Annotated in this window: 13 protein-coding genes; 7 read left to right on the forward strand and 6 right to left on the reverse strand. The window is 43.6% G+C overall.

Going from position 1 to position 22,878, the window contains the following annotated elements; genetic code table 11:
• Window positions 1–93: 93 nt before the first annotated feature.
• From WCM76_11595 to WCM76_11605, 3 genes are all read right to left on the reverse strand, one after another.
• Window positions 94–1,116, reverse strand: a complete 1,023-nt coding sequence (locus WCM76_11595) for a T9SS type A sorting domain-containing protein (GenBank protein MEI6766277.1) — start codon at window positions 1,114–1,116, stop codon at window positions 94–96.
• Window positions 1,117–2,543: 1,427 nt separating this feature from the next.
• Window positions 2,544–3,560 carry a T9SS type A sorting domain-containing protein gene (locus WCM76_11600; GenBank protein MEI6766278.1) on the reverse strand — a complete coding sequence of 339 codons (1,017 nt, stop codon included), beginning with the start codon at window positions 3,558–3,560 and terminating at the stop codon, window positions 2,544–2,546.
• The gene (locus WCM76_11605; protein ID MEI6766279.1) at window positions 3,557–3,805 is read right to left on the reverse strand and encodes a T9SS type A sorting domain-containing protein; all 249 of its coding nucleotides are present in this window, start codon (window positions 3,803–3,805) and stop codon (window positions 3,557–3,559) included. The genes WCM76_11600 and WCM76_11605 overlap by 4 nt, the downstream gene beginning before the upstream one ends.
• 514 nt (window positions 3,806–4,319) lie before the next feature.
• Between WCM76_11605 and WCM76_11610 the strand changes: the two genes are divergently transcribed.
• The 3 genes from WCM76_11610 (at window position 4,320) to WCM76_11620 (ending at window position 8,626) form a co-directional block, all read left to right on the forward strand.
• A complete protein-coding gene (locus tag WCM76_11610; GenBank protein MEI6766280.1) occupies window positions 4,320–6,707 on the forward strand; it encodes a TonB family protein in 2,388 nt (795 codons plus the stop codon).
• Between the two features lie 114 nt (window positions 6,708–6,821).
• Entirely contained in the window at window positions 6,822–7,781 is a 960-nt protein-coding gene (locus tag WCM76_11615) for a transketolase family protein (GenBank protein MEI6766281.1), read from the forward strand.
• Between the two features lie 11 nt (window positions 7,782–7,792).
• Window positions 7,793–8,626 carry a M15 family metallopeptidase gene (locus tag WCM76_11620; protein MEI6766282.1) on the forward strand — a complete coding sequence of 278 codons (834 nt, stop codon included), beginning with the start codon at window positions 7,793–7,795 and terminating at the stop codon, window positions 8,624–8,626.
• Between the two features lie 72 nt (window positions 8,627–8,698).
• Here the strand turns inward: WCM76_11620 and truA are convergent, their stop codons facing one another.
• Complete coding sequence (gene truA, locus WCM76_11625) at window positions 8,699–9,457, reverse strand: tRNA pseudouridine(38-40) synthase TruA (protein ID MEI6766283.1); 759 nt, start codon at window positions 9,455–9,457, stop codon at window positions 8,699–8,701.
• A gap of 78 nt (window positions 9,458–9,535) precedes the next feature.
• Here truA and WCM76_11630 point away from each other — a divergent pair, with 78 nt between their 5' ends.
• Window positions 9,536–10,255 carry a (Fe-S)-binding protein gene (locus WCM76_11630; GenBank protein MEI6766284.1) on the forward strand — a complete coding sequence of 240 codons (720 nt, stop codon included), beginning with the start codon at window positions 9,536–9,538 and terminating at the stop codon, window positions 10,253–10,255.
• A 117-nt stretch (window positions 10,256–10,372) separates the two neighbouring features.
• Here WCM76_11630 and xerD read toward each other — a convergent pair whose 3' ends face one another.
• Window positions 10,373–11,272, reverse strand: a complete 900-nt coding sequence (xerD, locus tag WCM76_11635) for a site-specific tyrosine recombinase XerD (GenBank protein ID MEI6766285.1) — start codon at window positions 11,270–11,272, stop codon at window positions 10,373–10,375.
• 177 nt (window positions 11,273–11,449) lie between these two features.
• Between xerD and WCM76_11640 the strand changes: the two genes are divergently transcribed.
• Window positions 11,450–11,923, forward strand: a complete 474-nt coding sequence (locus WCM76_11640) for a PaaI family thioesterase (protein ID MEI6766286.1) — start codon at window positions 11,450–11,452, stop codon at window positions 11,921–11,923.
• 120 nt (window positions 11,924–12,043) lie between these two features.
• Here the strand turns inward: WCM76_11640 and WCM76_11645 are convergent, their stop codons facing one another.
• Window positions 12,044–13,000: a hypothetical protein gene (locus WCM76_11645; protein ID MEI6766287.1), complete on the reverse strand. Its 957-nt coding sequence runs from the start codon at window positions 12,998–13,000 to the stop codon at window positions 12,044–12,046.
• Between the two features lie 339 nt (window positions 13,001–13,339).
• On the opposite strand from WCM76_11645, the gene WCM76_11650 reads away from it, so the two are divergent.
• The gene (locus WCM76_11650) at window positions 13,340–21,472 is read left to right on the forward strand and encodes a T9SS type A sorting domain-containing protein (protein ID MEI6766288.1); all 8,133 of its coding nucleotides are present in this window, start codon (window positions 13,340–13,342) and stop codon (window positions 21,470–21,472) included.
• Between the two features lie 291 nt (window positions 21,473–21,763).
• Window positions 21,764–22,861: a DNA/RNA non-specific endonuclease gene (locus WCM76_11655; protein MEI6766289.1), complete on the forward strand. Its 1,098-nt coding sequence runs from the start codon at window positions 21,764–21,766 to the stop codon at window positions 22,859–22,861.
• The last annotated feature ends 17 nt before the right edge of the window (window positions 22,862–22,878 follow it).

Here is a 22,878-nt window from a genome sequence, read left to right on the forward strand (position 1 = left end):
TCTTAAAGCGAAAATACACACCGGATTTATTCTAAAACAGGAAAAACACGTTCCAGATTGGGACAAAATGAGGGATAAACGCGCGCCGGCTGATTATTTCAACATGATTAGGACCTTTTGGGTTTTAAGAATTTCTTTTCCCTTTCTCAGGCGGCATTCGTAAACGCCGGAGCCAAGATAATCCAGATAAAAAGTATTAACTCCTGATACCAGATTGAAAGAGTTTTTCTTTATCAATTGCCCCATCATATCATATATTTCTAAAGTTAAACCAGTGCCAGCATCAATGCCCAGCACTTTAACATTTATCCACTCCACAGCGGGGCTTGGGTATATCATTATTCCACCGCTCGCGGTTGTATCCAGTGGCGCAATGGTATCGGGACATTCCATTACGAGGACATCGTCGATGAAATAATAGCACAACAGTTCAGGTGCGGTTCCTGGCATGATTTGGTAATTGCATTCCTCTTTACGCCATAAATTGCCAATTAACAGAAACCGTTCACCCCCGGTTGCTGTGAAAGTGCCGCTTATCTTCGTCCAGCCCGCTGTATCTGTAATAATATTGCCTACTGGATTTCTGACTTGAGCGGGTTTGGGCAAATGAAGAACACAATGCAATGTGTCAAATCCAAAAATTGTATCACCGAAATTAATAAACGCTGTATCAGAAAAAAACATTCCTAAAGCGTCGGTTGCCCTATGAGAGACATTATGCAAATTCACATAGCACTCTGCATAGTAGCATCTACCGGCAACTAAGGGTTGTTTTAATACGGTTTCAATATGTGAAGGATAATACCAAGGCCATGGATAATTAATTTCGCACCAGACACCAGCCATACCATCACCGGTTCTCGGCTGTTGAACTGAAAATTCGTAAAGATTATGTAACGTTGTACTGCACCGATGAAAAAACGCACTACTAGCACATGATTGCGGTTCGAACCATGGTACTGCAAAGTATATACTTACACTTTCATCAGGGCAGGTAGAGTACAATTCAAACCCGGGGTTATTTACTAAATTCTGCCCAATGCTGCTCTGCCCCCATAATAAATAACACAGGGATAAAGCAACAAAGCAACAATTCATTTTTATGATACGGCTCATTTTCCCCTGATAATTACTATCCTGTCTGATTTTAGTATACCTGAAGCATTCTTTATTTTGTAAAGATAAATACTCTGGGGTAATTTGTCAATTGAAATTTTATTATAAACACTGTTTGTAAAAGTAGCTTCTTCTACCAATGTCCCAGTAAGATTAAAGAATTCTATTGTCATTTCCTTACCCGTCGGCGTACCTTGTATTTCAATGGTCAATTCATCTGCCGCAGGATTGGGGTAAACACTCACAACTACCTCGGAGATGACACTGTCGTGAGCATTTTCGTTGATTTTGGCAGACCGCTCCCGGCTGGCGCGCGTTTGTAACGCGTGCCCACGCAGTAATAACCAAAGATACTCAAACTTTTGTTTTTCCGTTAATAAACCAAAGCGTTTATAATCGCCAATTTGTGATTTTTTCGTGTAGACACATTTATCCAGCCAACAACAGTCTACTGTGGCACGCGTTACAAACGCGCGCCGGCAGAGATAGCTTCAACAAAGCATTATCTGATAAAATCGGTCAACGCTATTCAGGGATGATCACCTGTTCCCTATTACCTGTTACCTATAAGCTATAATATTTTGTTAAGTGGCAGTATCTCAATATTGAAAAAATATTTTTATACTTCTGGGTACAACTATAGTACAACATCTATTGTTTTCCCTTGTATAAAACTTTAATCAAATATCACAATGGTAATTAAAAGTAAACCGAAGATGAAATTAATCATTTTTCATACGAGCCATTTCTTTTATTCATTACTGAGTTAATTTTGCTAGTGAACTGAAACTTTTGAGAAATGAACAGTGATATTTTTCTTTCTGTGAAGGATCTGATGATTCTGACTGGGAGCAACTGTTATAATTCATGTTGGAGAAGGCATAAAGCTATCCGCAATACTCTATGTCATAACAAAAAAAAACTTACGGTAAGAGAATTTTGCACAGTTGAAAAGCTAAATCCAAAAGAAATTTATCGCGAGCTTGGTCGGAAATTTGTTTTTTAGTTCATCAATTATTTACTACGAACATCAATATGCCTGCGAAAGTTAGAACATTTAAGGAAATCGCAATAGAGTATGGTGTCAATCGCAACACTTTAACAATCTGGTTAAAACCAATTTCTAAAGCTTTAATGCATATTAAGGGCAAAAGATTACTTAGTTGGCAGATACACCTTATCTATAATTTCCTTGATTCTCCAGAATTCCCAATTAGCGACGAACAGTCATCTGACGATATTCAGTGAATGCTGAGCTGTACTTCGTTTATTTGGCTTAAATGGACTCGCGCAACATTTGGCCAATCTGCGCCGTTTTACATTGACCACCCAAGTATGTTCAGTACTATTATTATATGGTGGTCAAATTATTTTGGCGGAAGGTGATCAAGACATCAGGCGCGTCTTTATAACATGTTCTTTATGGCTCATGGTAGAACAACAAGTACCTTTTGGGTTTTAAGAATTTCTTTTCCCTTTCTTAGGCGGAATTCGTAAACGCCGGAGACAAGATAATCCAGATAAAAAGTATTAACTCCTGATACCAGATTGAAAGAGTTTTTCTTTATCAATTGCCCCATCATATCATATATTTCTAAAGTTAAACCAGTGCCAGCATCAATGCCCAGCACTTTAACATTTATCCACTCCACAGCGGGGCTTGGGTATATCATTATTCCACCGCTCGCGGTCGTATCCGGCGGTGCAACAGTATCAGGGCATTCCATGACAAGAACATCGTCGATGAAATAACCGCACAACATTTCTGAAGTTCCTACCATGATTTGGTAATTGCATTCTTCCTTACGCCATAAATTTCCGATCAGCAGAAAGCGTTCACCTCCTGCGGCCTTGAAAGTACCGCTTATCTTCGTCCAGCCAACTGTATCCGTAATAATATTGCCTACTGGATTTCTGACTTGAGGGGGTCTGGGCAAATGAAGAACACAATGCAAGGTGTCGAAGCCAAAAATGGTATCGGTAAAACTACTAATTGCAGAATCAGAAAAAAACATTCCTAGAGCGTCGGTCGCTCTATGAGAAGCATTATGTAAATTCACATAGAATTCAGCATAGTAACATTTTCCTGCGACTAAAGGTTGTTGCAATTCAGTTTCAATAAACGAAGGATATATCCATGGCCAGGGATAATTAATTTCGCACCATATTCCGGCCATGCCATCTCCAGTTCTAGGCTGTTGAACTGAAAACTCGTAAATAGTTTCCGGGGTTAAACTACACTTATGATAATACTCGCTGCTACCACATTGTGGTTCGAACCAAGGCACTGCAAAGTATATACTATTATTTTCGTCAGGGCAGGTCGAGTACAATTCAAACCCAGAATTATTTACTATATTCTGCCCAATACCGATCTGCCCCCATAATAAAAAACACAGAGACAATGCAGCACTGTAACAGCTCATTTTCCTAATACGTCTCATTTTCCCCTGATTATTACTATCCGGTCTGATTTAAGTATTCCTGAAATATTCATTATTTTGTAAAGATAAATACTCTGGGGCAATTTTTTAATAGAAATCTTATTGAAAACACTGTTTTCGAAAGCACATTCTTGTACCAATGTCCCTGTAAGATTGTAAAACTCGATGGTCATTTCCATTCCCGCCGGTGCACCTTGTACTTCAATGGTCAATTCATCTGCCGCAGGATTGGGGTAAACACTCACAACTACCTCGGAGATGACACTGTCGTGAGCATTTTCGTTGATTTTGGCAGACCGCTCCCGGCTGGCGCGCGTTTGTAACGCGTGCCCACGCAGTAATAACCAAAGATACTCAAACTTTTGTTTTTCCGTTAATAAACCAAAGCGTTTATAATCGCCAATTTGTGATTTTTTCGTGTAGACACATTTATCCAGCCAACAACAGTCTACTGTGGCACGCGTTACAAACGCGCGCCGGCAGAGATAGCTTCAACAAAGCATTATCTGATAAAATCGGTCAACGCTATTCAGGGATGATCACCTGTTCCCTATTACCTGTTACCTATTACCTGTTACCTATTACTTATTAACTGTTAACTGTGCAAACCCTGCCGTTAACTGATTTGCCTGTTTCTCAGCATACATTAAATATACTTTCACTGAAAATCATTTCCCTGTTTATGGAATTTGAGAAATGATTTCATCTATAAGCCACTTTTCCAAAAAACAAATAGGATTAACCATAAAAACCAACGTCATGAAAACACCAAAGTTCTTAAAAGAAAGTGTGGCACTGCTCTTCATCATTGCTATACTGATGGTAGTTCCCTTCACCATCATTTCGCGCAACCTTCCCGACAGTAAAAAAGCACAGTTCGTACTGAACGATCCGCTGCTGGTAAAAGACAAGGATGATGACAAAACACTGTCGCCCTACTTTTATGTAAACAGTGAAAATGCCGAAACCGATCAGCTTCCACTCAAGTCCACTTCTGCCAAAGTAAATATTGCGGGTGTTATTGCCGATGTTACCGTTACACAGGTATACATGAATGCAGGCAGCAAACCCATTGAAGCCATTTACGTGTTTCCGGCCTCAACGCGTGCTGCCGTTTATGGAATGACGATGACCGTTGGCGACCGCCTGCTTATCGCGAAAATAAAAGAGAAACAACAGGCACGTCAGGATTATGAAACAGCCAAACAACAGGGCAAAAGTGCCAGCCTGCTGGAGCAGCAACGCCCCAATGTATTCCAGATGAATGTGGCGAACATCATGCCCGGCGATACCATTCGTGTGGAACTGCACTATACCGAACTGCTGATTCCCGAAGGCGGCGTATATGAATTTGACTATCCTACTGTGGTAGGTCCGCGCTATTCAAACAAGCCGGAGGCCACCGCCAGTGCCAACGATCAATGGGTATCGAATCCTTATCAGCATGAAGGCGAAAAACCATTGTACGCTTTCGATTTTGATGTAACACTCGATGCAGGAATGCCGATACGCGATATCCGCTGCCCGTCGCATAACCTGAATATCAATTACGAAGGAACAAACATAGCCCACCTGATACTCCCGTCAACCGGCAAGTTTGAAGGCAACCGTGATGTAATTATTCAGTATCGTCTGGCTGAAAATAAATTAGAGTCAGGACTGCTGCTGTATCAGGGAAATGAGGGCGAAGAAAACTTTTTTCTCACCATGATACAACCACCCGCACGACCAACCGAAGACCAGATTGCACCGAGAGAATACATATTTGTAATGGACGTTTCAGGTTCTATGTATGGTTACCCTATTGATGTTTCTAAAAAGCTGCTGACAAATCTTATCGGAAAACTGCGCGCCACAGATAAATTCAACGTACTGCTGTTTGCGGGTGGCTCAAGCACTTTCGCCGATCAGTCGGTATTTGCAACGCCCGAAAATCTTAAAAAGGCGTTGAATATGATAGACAATCAGCAAGGAGGCGGTGGTACCGAATTATTGCCTGCACTTAAAAAAGCGCTGACTATAGAAAAACAAAATGGCTTTTCCCGCACGTTTGTGATTGCCACCGACGGCTATGTGGATGTAGAAAAAGAATCGTTTCAGCTGATACGCGACAATCTGGGCAAAGCCAACTTCTTTGCATTCGGTATAGGCACTTCCGTGAACCGTTTCCTGATAGAGGGAATTGCCAATGCAGGTATGGGCGAACCATTTATTGTTACCGATGCAGGCGAGGCAGATAAGCAGGCAGAGAAATTCAGGAACTACATTCAGACACCTGTTCTGACCGATATTAAAGTTACCTACGAGGGTTTCGATGCCTATGATATGGAACCTGCAAACGTTCCTGATGTACTTGCAGAACGGCCGGTTATTATTTTCGGGAAATGGAAGAACGGAGCCAAAGGCACGATTAAACTCACCGGAAAATGCGGCAGCGAAAAATTTACCTATACTTATAATGTAGGCGATGTTAAACCGGAAAAGAAAAACAGTGCACTGAAATATCTGTGGGTGCGTCAGAAGATACGTATGCTCGACGACTTCAATAATGCAGGAGCTGATGATAAACTAAAGGAAGAAATCACCGGACTTGGATTGAAGTACAATCTGCTCACCAATTACACGTCTTTTGTTGCCATCGACTCCATAGTACGCAATGTCGGCGGAAGGCAAACCACCGTAAAACAGCCGCTGCCACTGCCCGAGGGTGTTTCTGATTATGCCGTTGGCGGCACCGCAACCACCGGTTATGGAGCAGCAAACGGAAAGAGTTGTGAAAAAATGGCGGCACCTTCTGCAAATTATGAAGTTGATGAAGCAGTGGTAGAACAGGACAGCGTTGCATATGCCATTGTAGAAACAGCCGCCAGTTATAAAGGAGGCGAAAGCGCCATGAAAAAATTCTTACTGGCAAATATTGTGAAGCCGCAGTCAGCAGTAGCAGCCGGCATCAGTGGTACGGTTTATCTGCAGTTTGTCGTTGAAGCAAGCGGAGAAATATCCAATGTGACAGTACTGCGGGGTATTGGTTTTGGCTGCGACGAAGAAGCGGTGCGGGTAATATTATTAATGAAGAACAAATGGAAACCGGCAAAGCAGGGCAATCATAACGTTGCAACAACCATGACATTGTCGATTAAATTTTAGGATTGTAAGTGGTTCAATTTTATAGTTCGGATAAAAGGCGAAGCTGCGTGCTTCGCCTTTTTGCTTTTGAACAGCACATTTTCATTACTTTTGTGTTGTACCACACAAAAAGCCATGAATCAATTTACAAATAGAGGAAATAAGCCCACCAAGACCGGCTTTGGCGAAGGTGTTGAAGCCGCCGGTGCACTGAACCAAAACGTTGTTGGGCTGGGTGCCGATATTACCGCTTCTGTTGGAATGGATCTTTTTGCAAAGAAATTTCCTGAACGATTTTTCTCATTAGGCATTGCCGAACAAAACTGCATGGGCGTTGCAGCCGGTATGGCGTTAAGCGGCAAGATTCCTGTTTTCAGCACCTACGGTGTTTTTGCGGCATTACGTACTACTGACCAGATACGTGTTTCCGTGTGCTATAATAATCTTCATGTTATCATTGGCGGTGCGCACGCAGGTATTTCGGTTGGTCCCGATGGCGCCACCCACCAGGCGCTCGAAGATATTGCCATCATGCGGCCTTTGCCCAATATGACCATCTTTTCGCCCTGCGATGCTACACAGGCCAAAATAATGACCATCGCTGCCGTGAATGAAATGAACGGTCCGGTGTATATACGTTTCGGAAGAGAAGGCGTGCCCGATTTTACTGCCGGTGATACGCCTTTCGAGATGGGAAAAGGTCAACTGCTTCATGAAGGGAATGACCTGAGCATTATTGCCACCGGACATATGGTTTGGGAAGCGCTGCAGGCAGCATATTCGCTGAAACAAATCGGCATCGGCGCACGGGTAATAAACATGCATACCATAAAACCCATTGACACCGAAATAATAATCAAGGCAGCCAAAGAAACAGGCAGGATAATGACCGTAGAGGAACATCAGGTTATTGGCGGGCTCGGCTCTGCCGTGGCAGAAGTCATTGTTCAACATTGCCCCGTGCCCATGCGGTTTATCGGCATGCATGATGTATTCGGCGAATCGGGCAAACCTGTTGAGCTGATGGCGAAATACGGACTCGACGCAGCAGGCATTATTAAACAAACCCAAGAATTTATTCAGCAACAATGGTGACAACAACTCATATGAAAATATTCAAAGGCACCGGGATTTATATGGCAGTTACCATTTTTGTGCTGGTAGCATATTCATTCGTATTACGCTTTGTAAAAAATCGTCCTGAAAAAGATAATGCAGCGCCTGTAGCAGCCGACAGTTCAAAAGTTGCGCAGAAGAAAACTGCCATGATTGCTGACAGTTCGCTGAGCGTTGCCTACCTCGTCGGGCAATTCGATCCTGCCAAAGACACGACTTTTATCCGTACAGACAACGAATACGCCAACAGCGATCAGATGTACCTGAAAAAAGAAGCTTACCTTGCCTTTATCAGAATGTTCTACGCCGCACAGAAAGACGGAGTTAAAATATTCATTGTTTCGGCCACACGAAATTTCGCTTATCAAAAAGGCATATGGGAAGCCAAATGGAACGGCAGCCGGCTCGTTGAAAATAAAAATCTGGCAAGTACCATCAAAGATCCCGTGGAACGGGCGCTGAAAATATTAAAATACAGCTCCATGCCCGGAACATCACGCCATCACTGGGGTACAGATATGGACCTGAACAGCATGGACCCGAAATATTTTGAATCGGCCAACGGAAAGAAAGTGTACGAATGGCTGAGTAAGAATGCTTCCGATTACGGATTCTGCCAGCCCTACACTGCCAAAGGCACTTCCCGCCCCGACGGTTATGAAGAAGAAAAGTGGCACTGGTCGTACCTGCCGCTGGCATCCAACTGCATGAAACAATACCTGAATAAGGTTAAATACAGCGACATTGCCGGATTTAAAGGTGCCGAAACAGCCGAAAAGATTGGTGTTATAGAAAAATACGTGAAAAGCGTGAATTGTAAATGATTAATTTTAAATGTTAAATTTTAAATTGAAATCAAGTATTGAGCGAACAATTAATTTAAAATTCAGCATTTATCATTTAAAATTCTTTAACTCTGAGGGATATTCAACACGCTCCAGGAAAAGTGCTTGTGCAGGCACCGAATATCCGGCTTCAGAACGGTTCTTGCTTTCAACAATTTTTTGAAGGTCATTCAGATTTATTTTTCCGGCGCCCAATTCAACAAGCGTACCCACAATGGCACGAACCATATTCCGCAGAAAACGGTCGGCAGTAATCGTAAAAACGAGCATGCCGTCTTCGTACTGCCATCCGGCTTCAGCAATAGCGCAGTTATTTGTCTTTGTATCTGAATGCACTTTCGCAAAGCTTGTAAAATCGGTGCATTCCATCAGCAAAGCAGCGCCTTTGTTCATACGTTCAATATCCAGCCGTCCGGGATAAAACCATGAATATTCGCGTGCAAACGGGTTGCGCTCAGGAGAAATATAATATTTATAGGTGCGGCTCAACGCACTGAAGCGTGCATGCATATCGGGAGCTACCGCATAGACCTCGTAAATGACAATATCATCGGGCAGTATGCCGTTCAGCTTGAATGTTATTTTTTGAAGTTCGGCAGGGCTCAATTCATTTTCAATCTCAACATGTGCGAAATATTCCTTTGCGTGAACACCGGTATCGGTTCGTCCGGCACCGACAACAGGCAGGTGATTGCGAAAAAGCATGGATAACGCACCTTCAACAGCCTGCTGCACAGTGGCTGCATTATCCTGCGCCTGCCAGCCATGATAGGCAGCCCCGTTAAATGCCATTCGGATAAAATATCTCATTTGCACATATTAATGACGTAAAAGTACAACAAAAGATTATTTTTATACTTTTGTTCTGACTAATTAGGAATAACGAAAATGATAGTTGACCTTTTCATCCCGTGCTTTATTGATCAAGTGTATCCGCAGATAGGAAGCAGTATGCTCAAAATATTTGAGAAAGTTGACGTGGGCGTACACTATAACCCTGAACAGACTTGCTGCGGTCAGATGGCTTTTAACAGCGGTTTCTGGGACGCCACCAAATGCATGGGCGAAAAATTTATACACGACTTCTCGAACAACCGCTATATTGTGGGACCGTCGGCATCCTGTGTGGGTATGGTGCGCAACTATTATCCCGAATTATTCAACAACACTTCGCTGCACAACGAATTCAAAACGATACAGAAAAATATATTTGAATTTTCCGATTTTCTGGTGAACGTACTGAACGTTACCAATCTGGGCGCCACCTTTGAGGCAAAAGTAACTTACCATGATGCCTGTGCCGCTTTACGCGAATACGGCATTAAAGAAGAACCGCGCATGTTGCTCAACAACGTGAAGGGTTTGCAGATTATCGAAATGGAAGACAATGATGTGTGTTGCGGATTTGGCGGCACGTTTGCTGTGAAGTTTGAATCCATTTCAACGGCTATGGCCGAGCAGAAAGTGAAAAATGCCATTGATTCCGGTGCAGAATACATCATCTCTACGGAAGCATCCTGCCTGATGCATCTGGAAGCCTATATCAAAAAACACAAACTTCCCATCAAAACCATTCACATCGCCGACGTACTTGCCAGCGGACTCTAAGAAATAGTAGTAAGTATTAAGTAGCAAGTATTTAGTACAAAAAAACGCTGCCCGCCAATGCGTCTATGAAGATATTTTTTGTACTGACTACTAAATACTAACTACTATTTACTGTTTTCAGGCTCTAGGGTGGTACTGAATAATTGTTTCGCGCAGGTATTCGCGGTCGAGATGGGTATAAATCTCCGTGGTAGTAATGGATTCATGTCCAAGCATATCCTGAACGGCACGCAGATCGGCACCACCCTCAATAAGATGTGTTGCAAAACTGTGTCTGAAAGTATGCGGACTGATTGTTTTCTTTAATCCAATCGCCTCGGCAAGACCTTTTATTATGGTGAAGATCATTTCACGGGTGAGCTTACTGCCTCTGCGGTTCAGAAACACATAATCTTCATTTCCCTTTTTAATGTCCAGATGAACACGCATATGCTGCATGTAAAATTCAATCTGTTTACGGGCAACATTACCCACCGGAACAATGCGTTCTTTATTTCCTTTGCCGATGATTCGGATGTATCCGGAATCAAAATACAAACCGGAGATTTTTAAATTCACCAATTCTGATACACGCAAACCGCATCCATAAAGCGTTTCAATAATAGCCCGGTTGCGATGGCCTTGCGGCTGACTCAAATCGATGGCACCAATAAGTGCATCAATCTCCGGAAGGCTCAGCACGTCGGGCAGCTTACGCCCTATTCTGGGAGCTTCAAGCAACTCAGCCGGATTGGATGAGATGATATTCTCAAGAAGCAGGTACTTATAGAATGCCTTAATACCGGAGATAACACGAGCCTGAGTGCGTGCGCCCATTCCCAGTTCGTTCACCCACATCAGAAAATCCTGCAGTTGACGCGGCAACACCTTTTCAGGTTGAATGTTCTCGCCAATAAATTCCAGATACTGCGTCAATTTCTGCACATCATGCAAATAGGCTTCCACAGAATTTCCCGAAAGGGATTTCTCAAGTTGCAGAAACGCCCGGAAGCCTTTGATGTATGATTGCCAGAGCATAAGGAAACGAATAATTGTGTCGTCTCAAAATTAATACAATTCAACTAAAGCAAGGAAACTCTTTTCAATTAACTTTGCAGGGATTGCCTGCAGGCAGCAGGCAGAATTTCGTCGCAAGCAGAGGAGAAAAATGAATTACGCGACTTCACAAAAACGTGTTTAAATAACATCCTGACCATGGCAAAAATCAGAAATCCATACACACACGTTAAAGATTACAATTGTTTCGGATGCGCACCCGGTAACGAAAACGGGCTGCGTATGCAGTTCGAAACCGACGGTGAAGTGGTAACCAGCGTATGGGAACCTAAAAGCTTTATGCAGGGATACAACAACGTGCTGCACGGCGGGATTCAGGCAACACTGATGGATGAAATCGGGGCATGGCTGGTAAACATCAGGCTGAATACGTCAGGCGTAACTTCAAAAATGGAAACACGCTATATTAAGCCGGTGTACGTCGACGGTGGTCCTGTATTTCTGTGCGCAACGCTTAAAGAAGTGCGGCATAAAATGGCATTTATCCACGTTACCCTGAAAAACGGCGAAGGCATTCTGTGTGCTGAATCGCACATGTTATATTATGTGATGAACAAAGAGGAAGCTACTGAGAAATATGATTATCCGGGCATAGATGCCTTTCTTCCTTGATACAGACAACAGACAATAGACAATAGTCAGTCGCCTCCATTATAACTTTATGAACTTTCGACTCTCGACTCACGACTCTAGACTCACGACTCTTGACTCTCGACTCTCGACTCACGACTTTCATTGTTTCACAAAATCGTTTTTAATGGCGAGGAAATATTCTTTGTCTATATACACGTTCTGATAATCGTAAAAAAGTATTCTCGCTGTTACGCGATGCGTGTACTGAAATGCTTTCCGCAACACTTTTGCCAGCAGTAAATCTCTGACCTGTCCGCTAAATCTGCTTTTCAAAACACGATAACGGTAGTCCCAGTAATTTTCTATTTCGGTGTTATCCGTTTTTTTATATTCAACCAGGTAATCGCTGTAATACTGAAGGAAGTCAATATACACGCTTGATGTAAGCGCATCGGGATTATTGATATCATCTTCTTCAATCAACCCGTCGATTGTGGCTGTATCAATCTGTACCTTGCTGTTGTTCTTATAATACAGCAGGATATTGCTATACGATTGATAAACCGCCATGGCACGTATGTACTGATAAAATTTGGGATTGTCAGCCTCGCTGAAACCTTTATCAATAAATGTCATCGCGTTTTTCTGAATTTCCTTGTTACGGGCAAAGAAATCACGCTCCTCATATTTTTGCATTTTCTTTCTGAAGTCAGCTTCATCCTTCAGATAATCGCGCAGGTACTCACATAACAGATTATTTTCCTTCGCTCCTTTTCCTTCGAACACAGCTGATTTTAATATTTTTTTCGCATTTCCGTCAATATAGATACTATCGCCCGGACTTAAAAAAACAGAAAGTGGCTTTCCGTTAAAAAACAAATACGCAGGCCACGCTTTGGGCCATTTGGCGTGTAATTGAAAGTATCCGTCCCTGTCGGCTTTAACCACCACTACCGTTACTTTTTTGTAATACAAAAAGTCTTTGTAATAGCCCAGAGAGACTTCACGGTTCTTGAAATGTTCGATTTTTCCTTCAATGAAAACTGTTCCCGGACCGGCCAACCCTCTATAGGCAGCCAGCAGCAATAAAATTACCGGGAGTAACAGACGTTTCATCGTCGTTTATCAGATTACAGCACACCACAAAACAACCCGGCATTTTGCCAAATTGCGATTGCGGTGATACATTATTATATGTTTTACTGCCTGAGTGCCAATAAAGTTACAAAAAATCATTCATTTTTTGTATTCCGGTCATCACAAATTTTAATTAAAAAAGTGTACGAATGAGGTTCGCACAGAACATCAGCATCACATATGTATTTCAGGTCTTGAGTTAATGACATTTTAATATCCTCAACCCCTGTAATTCGCTATCATTCAACAATCTTTTATATCTTTGTGCCCTTAATAACCGGCACTGAATACTGTGCCATTAACAAACAAAAACAATCGATGGAAACACGTACAAAGCACGCGGTGAAAAACGTCATTACCCATTATCCTACAAAAGCTATTGCATTAATAGCCTTTTTGCTGATATTTCTGTTTGGCAGCATTGCATTGCAGGCAACTAATTATTATTGGATAGGCGGTTCGGGAAACTGGAGCCAGACCTCGCATTGGTCGCTGAGCAGCGGCGGACCTGCAGGCAGCAGCCTTCCAACCTATACCGACAATGTATATTTTGATGCGAATTCAGGATTTGCACCCGGAAGTAATACCGTGAACGTTGACCCGGCAGATGTTTTTTGTAAAGACATGGACTGGACCGGTGCACAGGAGTACCCGAACATTACCGGTTCCGGTAATTTGCAGATATACGGCTCACTGAAGCTCATACCAACCATGAGTTTTTCGCATTACGGCTATATCTTTTTCAGAGGCACAAGCCCCGGAAAGACCATTACCACGGCAGGTGCGACTTTTTCATATCCTATAAGTTTCAGCGGTATTGGCGGCGGATGGACGATTCAGGATGCATTATATTCTAACAGCACCATACGCCTTGACCACGGCACGCTGAATACGAATGGAAAAGACCTTAGCTGCTACGATTTCTTCTGCGACAGCGCCAATACCCGCTCGTTAATACTCGGAAGTTCACATTTTTATTGCAACACCACCATGTGGATGAATTTCGACAGCCTCACTTTTGATGCAGGCACTTCCACTCTTTCATTTCCTGCCGACGGTTACCTGAACCTGGATTCGGTTTCAACACCCATGATCTTCTACAATCTTGAATTCACGGGCAATACAAACAACACCGGCAACATTACAAATTATTCGGGCACCCGAGCCATCTTCAATAATATCACGTTTGCACAGCACGCCATGATATATGGCGACAATACTGTTAACGGCACACTTCGGCTTTCAGCCGGCGGTATTATTCAGTTTTCGCCCAACACAACCACAACCTTAAATGGAAATATTATTACCAGCGCGAATTGCGGGCAGGTGGCGAACATTCAAACTCAGGGTCCGGGTTCACCCGCCTATTTCAGAAGAACAACCGGCACACTCACTGCCGACCATGTTTTTATCAGAGATATTCAGACAACAGGCGGCGGTACTTTTATTGCGAATAATTCTATTGATGGCAGCGGAAACAGCGGCTGGACATTCAATGCCGCAGCCGTAAACGATCTTTACTGGATAAACGGCGCGGGTAGCTGGAGCGATACCACACACTGGTCAACATCGAGCGGCGGGCTGAACACATCCTGCATTCCGGGTCCAAACACCAACGTGCATTTTGATGCAAATTCATTCTTTTCACCCAACGAAACCGTAACACTTGATGTGAATGATGCCTATTGCCGTGATATGGACTGGACGGGCGTTCTTCAGAATCCGATGCTGGGCGGCAATTACACGAACCTGAGGATTTTCGGTTCACTCACGTTTGACCCGACCATGTTTAATAATTTCCCCGGCTATGTTTATTTCCAGGGACCGTCGGCAGGCAACACCATTACATGCGCCGGTTCTTACTTCTACACGGTATATTTCAGCGGAAGCGGTGCCTACACCCTGCTCGATGACTTTACGGCACAGTATGACATCAATTTCGATTATGGCACTCTCAATACAAACGGAAAGACAATAACAGTCAACAATTTCTATTCAAATACGTTGAACTACCGCACACTGAACCTTTCCAATTCAACACTCAACATTAACTACAGCATGCAGTTCTACAGTACCAATCTCACGCTCAATGGCGGAACTTCATCGCTTAATATTCTTACAAACCAAAACATTGGTTTCTATAACTGGGGAACAGCGCCTGCTTCAAACATACAGATGTATAATGTTTCATTTGCGGGTCCGGCAAGCATTTATGGAAACAACACGATTAACGGTACACTCAGTCTTGTTGGCGGAAACATTTACACTTTTGAATCAAACAGAACAACCGTGATGAACGGCACCATTAGTGTTTCGGGCAGTTGCGGACATCCTGCAACCATTAAAGGCGCATCAACAGGTACGGCAGCCACTTTCAGCAGAGCTACCGGCACATTCAATGGAGATATGCTTGAGGTTATAGATATAGCAGCCACCGGCGGCGCTACGTTCAATGCGACCAATTCAACGGGCAGCGGTATCGTTACAGGATGGAATTTTACGGCACCTGCAGCGGTTGATTATTACTGGATTGGTGGTGCAGGCAACTGGTCTGATGCTGCGCATTGGTCAGCAAGCAGCGGTGGACCGGCAGGCACCTGCATTCCCGGCTCGGAAAACAATGTGTATTTTGATGCAAACTCCGGATTTACGGCAGGTAACCGCACAGTAACAATTAACTCAGGTTATTATTATCTGAAAAATATGGACTGGACGGGAGCTACTGCATCTCCTGTTCTCACCGGCGGCTACTCGTATTTTTATCTTAGTGGTTCACTCACACTAATACCCACTTTAAGTTTGACGTTCAACGGTTCAATTACATTTACATCAACCACAACCGGCAAGACTGTAAAAACAGCCGGTGTTACCATGCCCTGTGATGTTTATTTTAACGGAAACGGCGGTGATTGGACCTTGCTCGATAACCTGACGTCTGTCAGAAGCGTTGTCTTATACGGGGGCACATTCAACAGTAACAATAAAAATATTACCTGCGAATCGTTTCAAAGTTCAGGACAAAACCCAAGAACCATCAATTTAGGAAGCTCAACGATAACAGTCCACTGGAGCATTTCTATGGATGGCAGCAGCCTGACCATGAATGCAGGCACATCTAAATTTATTTATTCCAATAATTATCCGAATGCCTATCAGAGTCTTCAGATTTATAATGTGAATCCGGGTTTCCGTTTGTACGATGTGCGTTTCAATAATACAAATGTTACTCCAAATTTCAATTACGGTTCCATGGACTCCCTGATATTCCATGATGTATATTTCACCAACAATGCGTATATCTACGGTAAAAATGTTGTTGAAGGCACCATGACGCTCGCCGGCGGAAAGACCTATCAATTTGAGGCCGGTAAGAAAACAATATTTGTCGGAAACCTTGCCGTGACCTCGGGCTGCGGGCTTATGGCCACTATTCAGTCGAACAGCCCGGGCACAGCGAACATCTTCTATAAATCAAGCGGAACGCTGACAGTAAGTGATGTAAGTCTGACCGATAATGCTGCCACCGGAGGTGCAATCTTCACTGCAAACAATTCGCTTCAATCAACAGGTGTCACGGGTTGGAACTTCACAACACCCGTTATTACCGATTTATACTGGATCAGCGGTAGCGGAAGCTGGAGCGACCCGAATCACTGGTCACTGACAAGTGGTGGAGCTGCTGGAGTCTGTATTCCGGGACCGAATACCAATGTACATTTCAATGCAGCATCAGGCTTCACACCATCGAATCGTACTGTTACAGTCCCGTCAGCAAATATTTTCTGTCATGATATGGACTGGACAGGCGCTGCGAATAACCCGATACTTACTGGCGGCAGTTACTACGGTTATTGGTTCAGGATTTACGGTTCACTTACGTTTATACCCAACATGACCTACAGCGTAAACAATTATTTAAATTTTGAAGCAACGACAACGGGGCACACCGTAACCAGCGCCGGGGTGACATTCCCACAATATGTCACCTTTTCAGGAATTGGCGGTGGCTGGACACTTCTCGATGCACTCAACACCAGTGCCTCATTCAATCATACTGCCGGAACCCTGAATACTAACGGGCAAACAGTCACATGCAGTGGATTTTCTTCAAATTCTATTACTCCACGCACTCTGAATTTAGGCAATTCTACTATTAATCCCAACTATCAGTTCATGGTTGATTATACCAATCTTACGCTGAATACGGGCACTTCCACCATCAATTTCACAAACCTTGGTGGCGGTTCATTCTATACCGTTGGCGTAAATCCGACAGCACAATTCTACAACATAATTTCAAATTCAACATCGGGTACGTTCACTATTATTAATTATGATACAAGCTCTTCAACCACCTTTAATAATATAACCCTTGCGGGAAGTTCGAACTTCTGGGGAAAAAATACCATCAACGGCAATCTGAGCCTTGCAGGCGGAATGATTTATTCATTTGAACCCGGTAAGACAACAACATTAAACGGTACGGTAACGGTGAACGGAAACTGTTCGCAGAAAGCCGTGATAACAACTGTATGGCCCGCAGCACCGGCAATATTCAAAAGAACCACCGGCACGCTTACCATCGATAATGTTCTCCTGAATGAGAATACGGCCACCGGCGGTGCAACATTCATAGCAAACAATTCAGTGGCCGGCAGCAACGTTACAGGATGGACGATAAACGCAACTCCGGTTGTAAATTACTACTGGGTTGGAGGAAGCGGAAACTGGAGCGACCTGAACCACTGGTCGCTGACAAGCGGCGGCACACCGGTTTCCGTTTGCGTACCCGGTCGTTATACCAATGTTCGTTTTGATGCAAACTCAGGATTCACACCCGGCAATGCAAATGTTTTTGTTGACATTGATTCAGCGGCCTGCCGCGATATGGACTGGACAGGCGCTACAGATACTCCTCATTTTATGGATAATGCCCCCAACCTGCATTTGATAGTTGCCGGTTCGCTGAAACTCATTTCGGCTATGACGTTTGATTATACGGGTAACATTACATTTACTGCCACCACAACAGGTAAAACAATAACTTCTGCCGGTCACACCTTCGCGGGAGTCATTTACTTTGCAGGCAACGGAGGCGAATGGATATTACAGGATGCGTTCAATTCATCCAATCAGGTTTATCATGATTTAGGAACTTTTAATACCAATAACCAAATAGTAAATGTGAGTTACTTCGGTTCCTGGAATTCGGGCAGCCGCAACCTCATCTTAGGAAGTTCGGTGTTCACATCAATGAATGGGATGGGCTTTGGAGGAACAGGACTCAGCATCAATCCGGGAACTTCCCTGATTTCTTTGCCCAATGGAGGATATATTTATTCAGGCGTTTCGGGAAATAACCTGCAGTTTTACAATGTAGATTTCCCGACCGTCGGCATGACCGGAAATATTCAGAACTACTCAGGGACACAGTGCATTTTCAATAAAATCACTTTTGCCGACAATGGAATCATCTGGGGCGATAACGTAATAAACGGTACGCTGACGCTGATAGCCGGTAAGGTTTATCAAATTGAAAGCGGACGCGTGCTTACCCTCAACGGCACTGTTGTTACTCAGGCTAATTGCGGATACACTGCCATTCTGAAAGCAAGTACTCCCGGCTGGAGCGCCTTTATTTCCAGAGCTTCCGGTACGCTTACAGCAAATTACTTAGGCCTCAGTGATAACAAAGCAACAGGCGGCGCGACCTTTATTGCAAACAATTCTATGAACTTTGGAAATGTTTCAGGATGGACCATAAACACTGCCACTGCCACTAATCTCTACTGGGTGGGCGGTTCAGGCAACTGGAAAGACCCGAATCACTGGTCAGCCACGAGCGGCGGCACACCTGCAGGCTGTATTCCGACGCCAACGGTAAATGTTTTCTTTAATGCCGCTTCGGGGCTTACATCGGGAACAACCATGACCATTGACACCAGCGAAGCTTCATGCCGCAATATGGACTGGACCGGCGTGAACATGCCAACGTTCAATTCAAGTGATTACCTGAACAATCTTCACATTTACGGTTCACTGAAATTCAGCCCTTCAATGACATATTCATTTGACGGCCGATTGAATTTTGATGCTTCCACCACAGGCAATACAATTACAACAGCAGGACATCTTTTATATCAGACGCCCATATTTTTTAATGGTACAGGAGGATGGACATTGCAGGATGCGTTCACAAGTAATGTAACCATCACGCATAATAAAGGGACCTGGAATACCAACGGCAAAACGGTGACCTGTAATTTTTATAATTCCATAAGCAACTTCCCGCGCTCGCTCATCTTAGGCAATTCACTGTTCCAATGCCAATATACCTGGCAGGCAAGCGGACAGGGATTTACATTTGATGCAGGCACTTCTACCCTTTCGTTTATGGCAGGAGCCTACAACTGGCTGCAGTGGTTCAACACAGGTGGTACAATGCAATTCTACAATGTGGAATTTCTTGAACCTAACAATACTACTTATATCTTCAACGGAAATAACGGACAGACCTATCCTAATGTTCCCTGTCCGTTCAATACGATAAGCTGCAGCGGCAATCTGATTGTTTACGGTGAGTTAATCACGAATACTGCCTTCAATATGGCTCCCGGAAAATCTTACACCTTTGAATCGGGCCGTACGCAGGTATTCAATGGAAGCCTGAATGCTACCGGCAATGGTGCTCAGTTTATTGACATCAAATCAACAACACCAGGAAGCCAGTGCACCTTCTCAAAAGGCGGTTCATGTGTAATGCTTGATTATATTAATCTTTCAGACTGTAAAGCCATAGGTGGCGCGAGTTTCTATGCCGGTGCCAACAGTAATAATCTTGGCAATAACAGCGGATGGAGTTTTATTACATCACCCGGCTGCGGAATATTCTGGACTGGAACAGTGAGCACCAGCTGGAACACTGCCGGCAACTGGTCGAATAACGCAGTACCGGGCACAACTTCCGATATTATCATACCGGGTGGTACGCAGTATCAGCCTACAATTTCCACGTCAGCCAATTGCAATGACATTACAATAATGAGTGGTGGTGTTGTAACTATTTCACCTCTTGGAACGCTTACAGCAAAAGGGACAACGTCTCTTGGAGCGGCACAGTGTCTGGTATTGAAATCAGATGTTACAGGAACAGCTTCATTTATTGATAATGGAACAATTACCGGAGCCGGCACAGCAAAAGCAGAGCGTTATCTGAAAGCGAACGACTGGCACTATGTTTCAAAACCTGTAACGGCAGCTCTGGCATCTGTGTTTAACGGTCAGTATGTAAAAAAATGGACAGAATCCAATTATTCGTGGGTTAATATTATCAGTCCCTCAACAGCATTCGCTTTGCTGGAAGGATACGCCATCAAGTCAGGCATCAGTAAAACATATACATTCACCGGCTCACTGAACACGGGCAATCTGACGAAAAGTCTTACGCGCAACACCACTCAGGTCGTTTCTAAAAGAGGCTGGAATCTTGTCGGAAATCCTTATCCGAGTTCTATTGACTGGGATGCTTCAACGGGCTGGACTAAAACGAATATCAACAACGCAATTTATATTTACAACACAACTTACGCACAGTACGCCACGTATATCGGCGGACTCGGCACCAACGGCGGCTCACGATATATTGCACCGGAACAGGGATTTTTTATTATCTGTAACACATCACCCGGTGGAACCTTGGGCATGAACAACAACGTACGTGTACACAGCAATGCACCCTTTATGAAAACAGCTTCGGAACAGGACTATGTACGCCTGACACTTGGCAGCAACGGGTTCAAAGATGAAATCATTGTCCGCATAAACAATTCTGCGACGACCGGTTTTGACGGCGATTTGGACGCTTTGAAAATTCCTGAAGAAAACATGAATCAGCTTTGGTCGCAGACTATCGGCGATGCAGCTACACAGTATGCAATAAACAGTTTGCCTGATGTGCAGAACAATCCCGATGTGCCGGTGTATTTCAAACCTTCAGCCTCAGGAACATTTACCATCACTGCTTCGGAATTTGAGTCGCTTTCGGCACAGACGGGAATATGGCTTGAGGATGTAAAAACGGGAATTATCACCGACCTTATTGCTGTTCCCGAATATCAGTTCAGCGCCACACCGTCGGATCAGACGAACCGCTTTATTCTTCATTTTAATCAAAGTTCAACTTCAATTCAAACTTCCGCGGCAAGCGACCTGTCCGTGCTGATGACACCCAACCCGAACAGCGGTCGGTTTGCATTAAGCGCAGCTAATGAAGAATTGAACGGCTACACAGTAAAAGTGTTTGACCTTCCGGGAAAATGTATTTTCAACGCTCAATACAACATGCTGCATAATCAGATGATAGACCTCGGCGACATCACACCGGGCTCTTATTATTTAAAAGTAACATCAGCCGGCAGCACCAGAGTATTTAAATTCATGGTGGTGAAATAATTTTTGAGATTCAAATAAAAAGAACTGCCGCACATACTGTGGCAGTTTTTTTTTCGTTATACCCTATGAAAAATCCTGTTATACCGGTAGGATTCACTGACATGAATCATCCCTGCAACAGCGAAATTCACGGCGAAATATTGAAACCTGAACGATAAAAGCACTATCTTTGTAGTATCACAAGGGTTCGCCCTGAAAATAAAAAACAGATAGCAGATTTCATCGGAGCAACATAAATATCAGCAACTAAACAAACTAATTAAACTTTTTGGTGTAATAATTCCTGCTGAAGTGAAAAAAACGACACTGATACTGTTCACACTCATAACGCTGCTGGGGAATCTCTCTTACGGACAAGGAAAGCATTTTTGGTATCTGCCGAACTCCACAACAAAAACGAGAATCGTTCACACTTACTACACAGTTTCCTATTCTGTGCCGGATAAAGAGGCGGAATGGGATGCGTATATGCTGACCCGTGAAAGAGCGTCGAGTGAAAAGGTTACGAGGGCAAATAATTTCAGGAAAGACCCGCTGATTTCAAAATCAGCTTCAGCGAATCCTGATGATTACAAGAAATCAGGCTACGACCGTGGTCACCTCACCCCTGCCGGCGACATGAGATTTGATTCGGTTGCAATGTCGGAATCTTTTTACTTAACCAATATAAGCCCTCAGCTGGCCGACTTTAACCGTGGCATCTGGCAGCGTGTAGAACAGCAGGTAAGGAACTGGGCTGTGGATTATGATACACTTTATATTGTTACCGGTGGGGTGTTGAAAGACCCAATGGGAACTCTGGGTGAAAGTAAAATTACAATCCCAAAATACTTCTACAAAGTTGTGCTTGATTATAAAAATGGCAAAGCCAAGGCTATCGCCTTTTTATTGCCGAATATGCAGGGAGGAAGAAAATTACGGGAATATACGGTTACCATTGATTCTGTTGAAAAAATGACCGGAATTGACTTTTTTCCGGCATTGCCTGACAGCATTGAGAACCGGGTTGAAAGTACGGTTGATACTACCTTGTGGAAATGGGACGTATCACCCGAGCCACGAAAGTATTACAGTACGAAAAAAGTAGATTATTCGGAATCTGATATTACCATCAAGCCATCGAATGCCATGGAGCATATTGGAGAAAAGGTGAATGTTGCCGGAGTCATCGCCCAGGTTTCGGAAACGGCTAACATTATATATCTGAATATGGGAGGCAAATACCCTGATAATAATTTCTCCGGACAGATATACCGCAAAAATGCAGGACTGTTTAACGACGTCGCCTCGTATTCAGGAAAAAAAGTTTCCATCACAGGGAAAATAAAAGAATACAATGGCAAGCCGCTGATAATAATCGACAGTCCGGAACAAATACGATTCATTTAGTGAGTCAAAAGACAGCA

Source organism: Bacteroidota bacterium (genome assembly GCA_037133915.1).
Lineage (GTDB): Bacteria > Bacteroidota > Bacteroidia > Bacteroidales > CAIWKO01 > JBAXND01.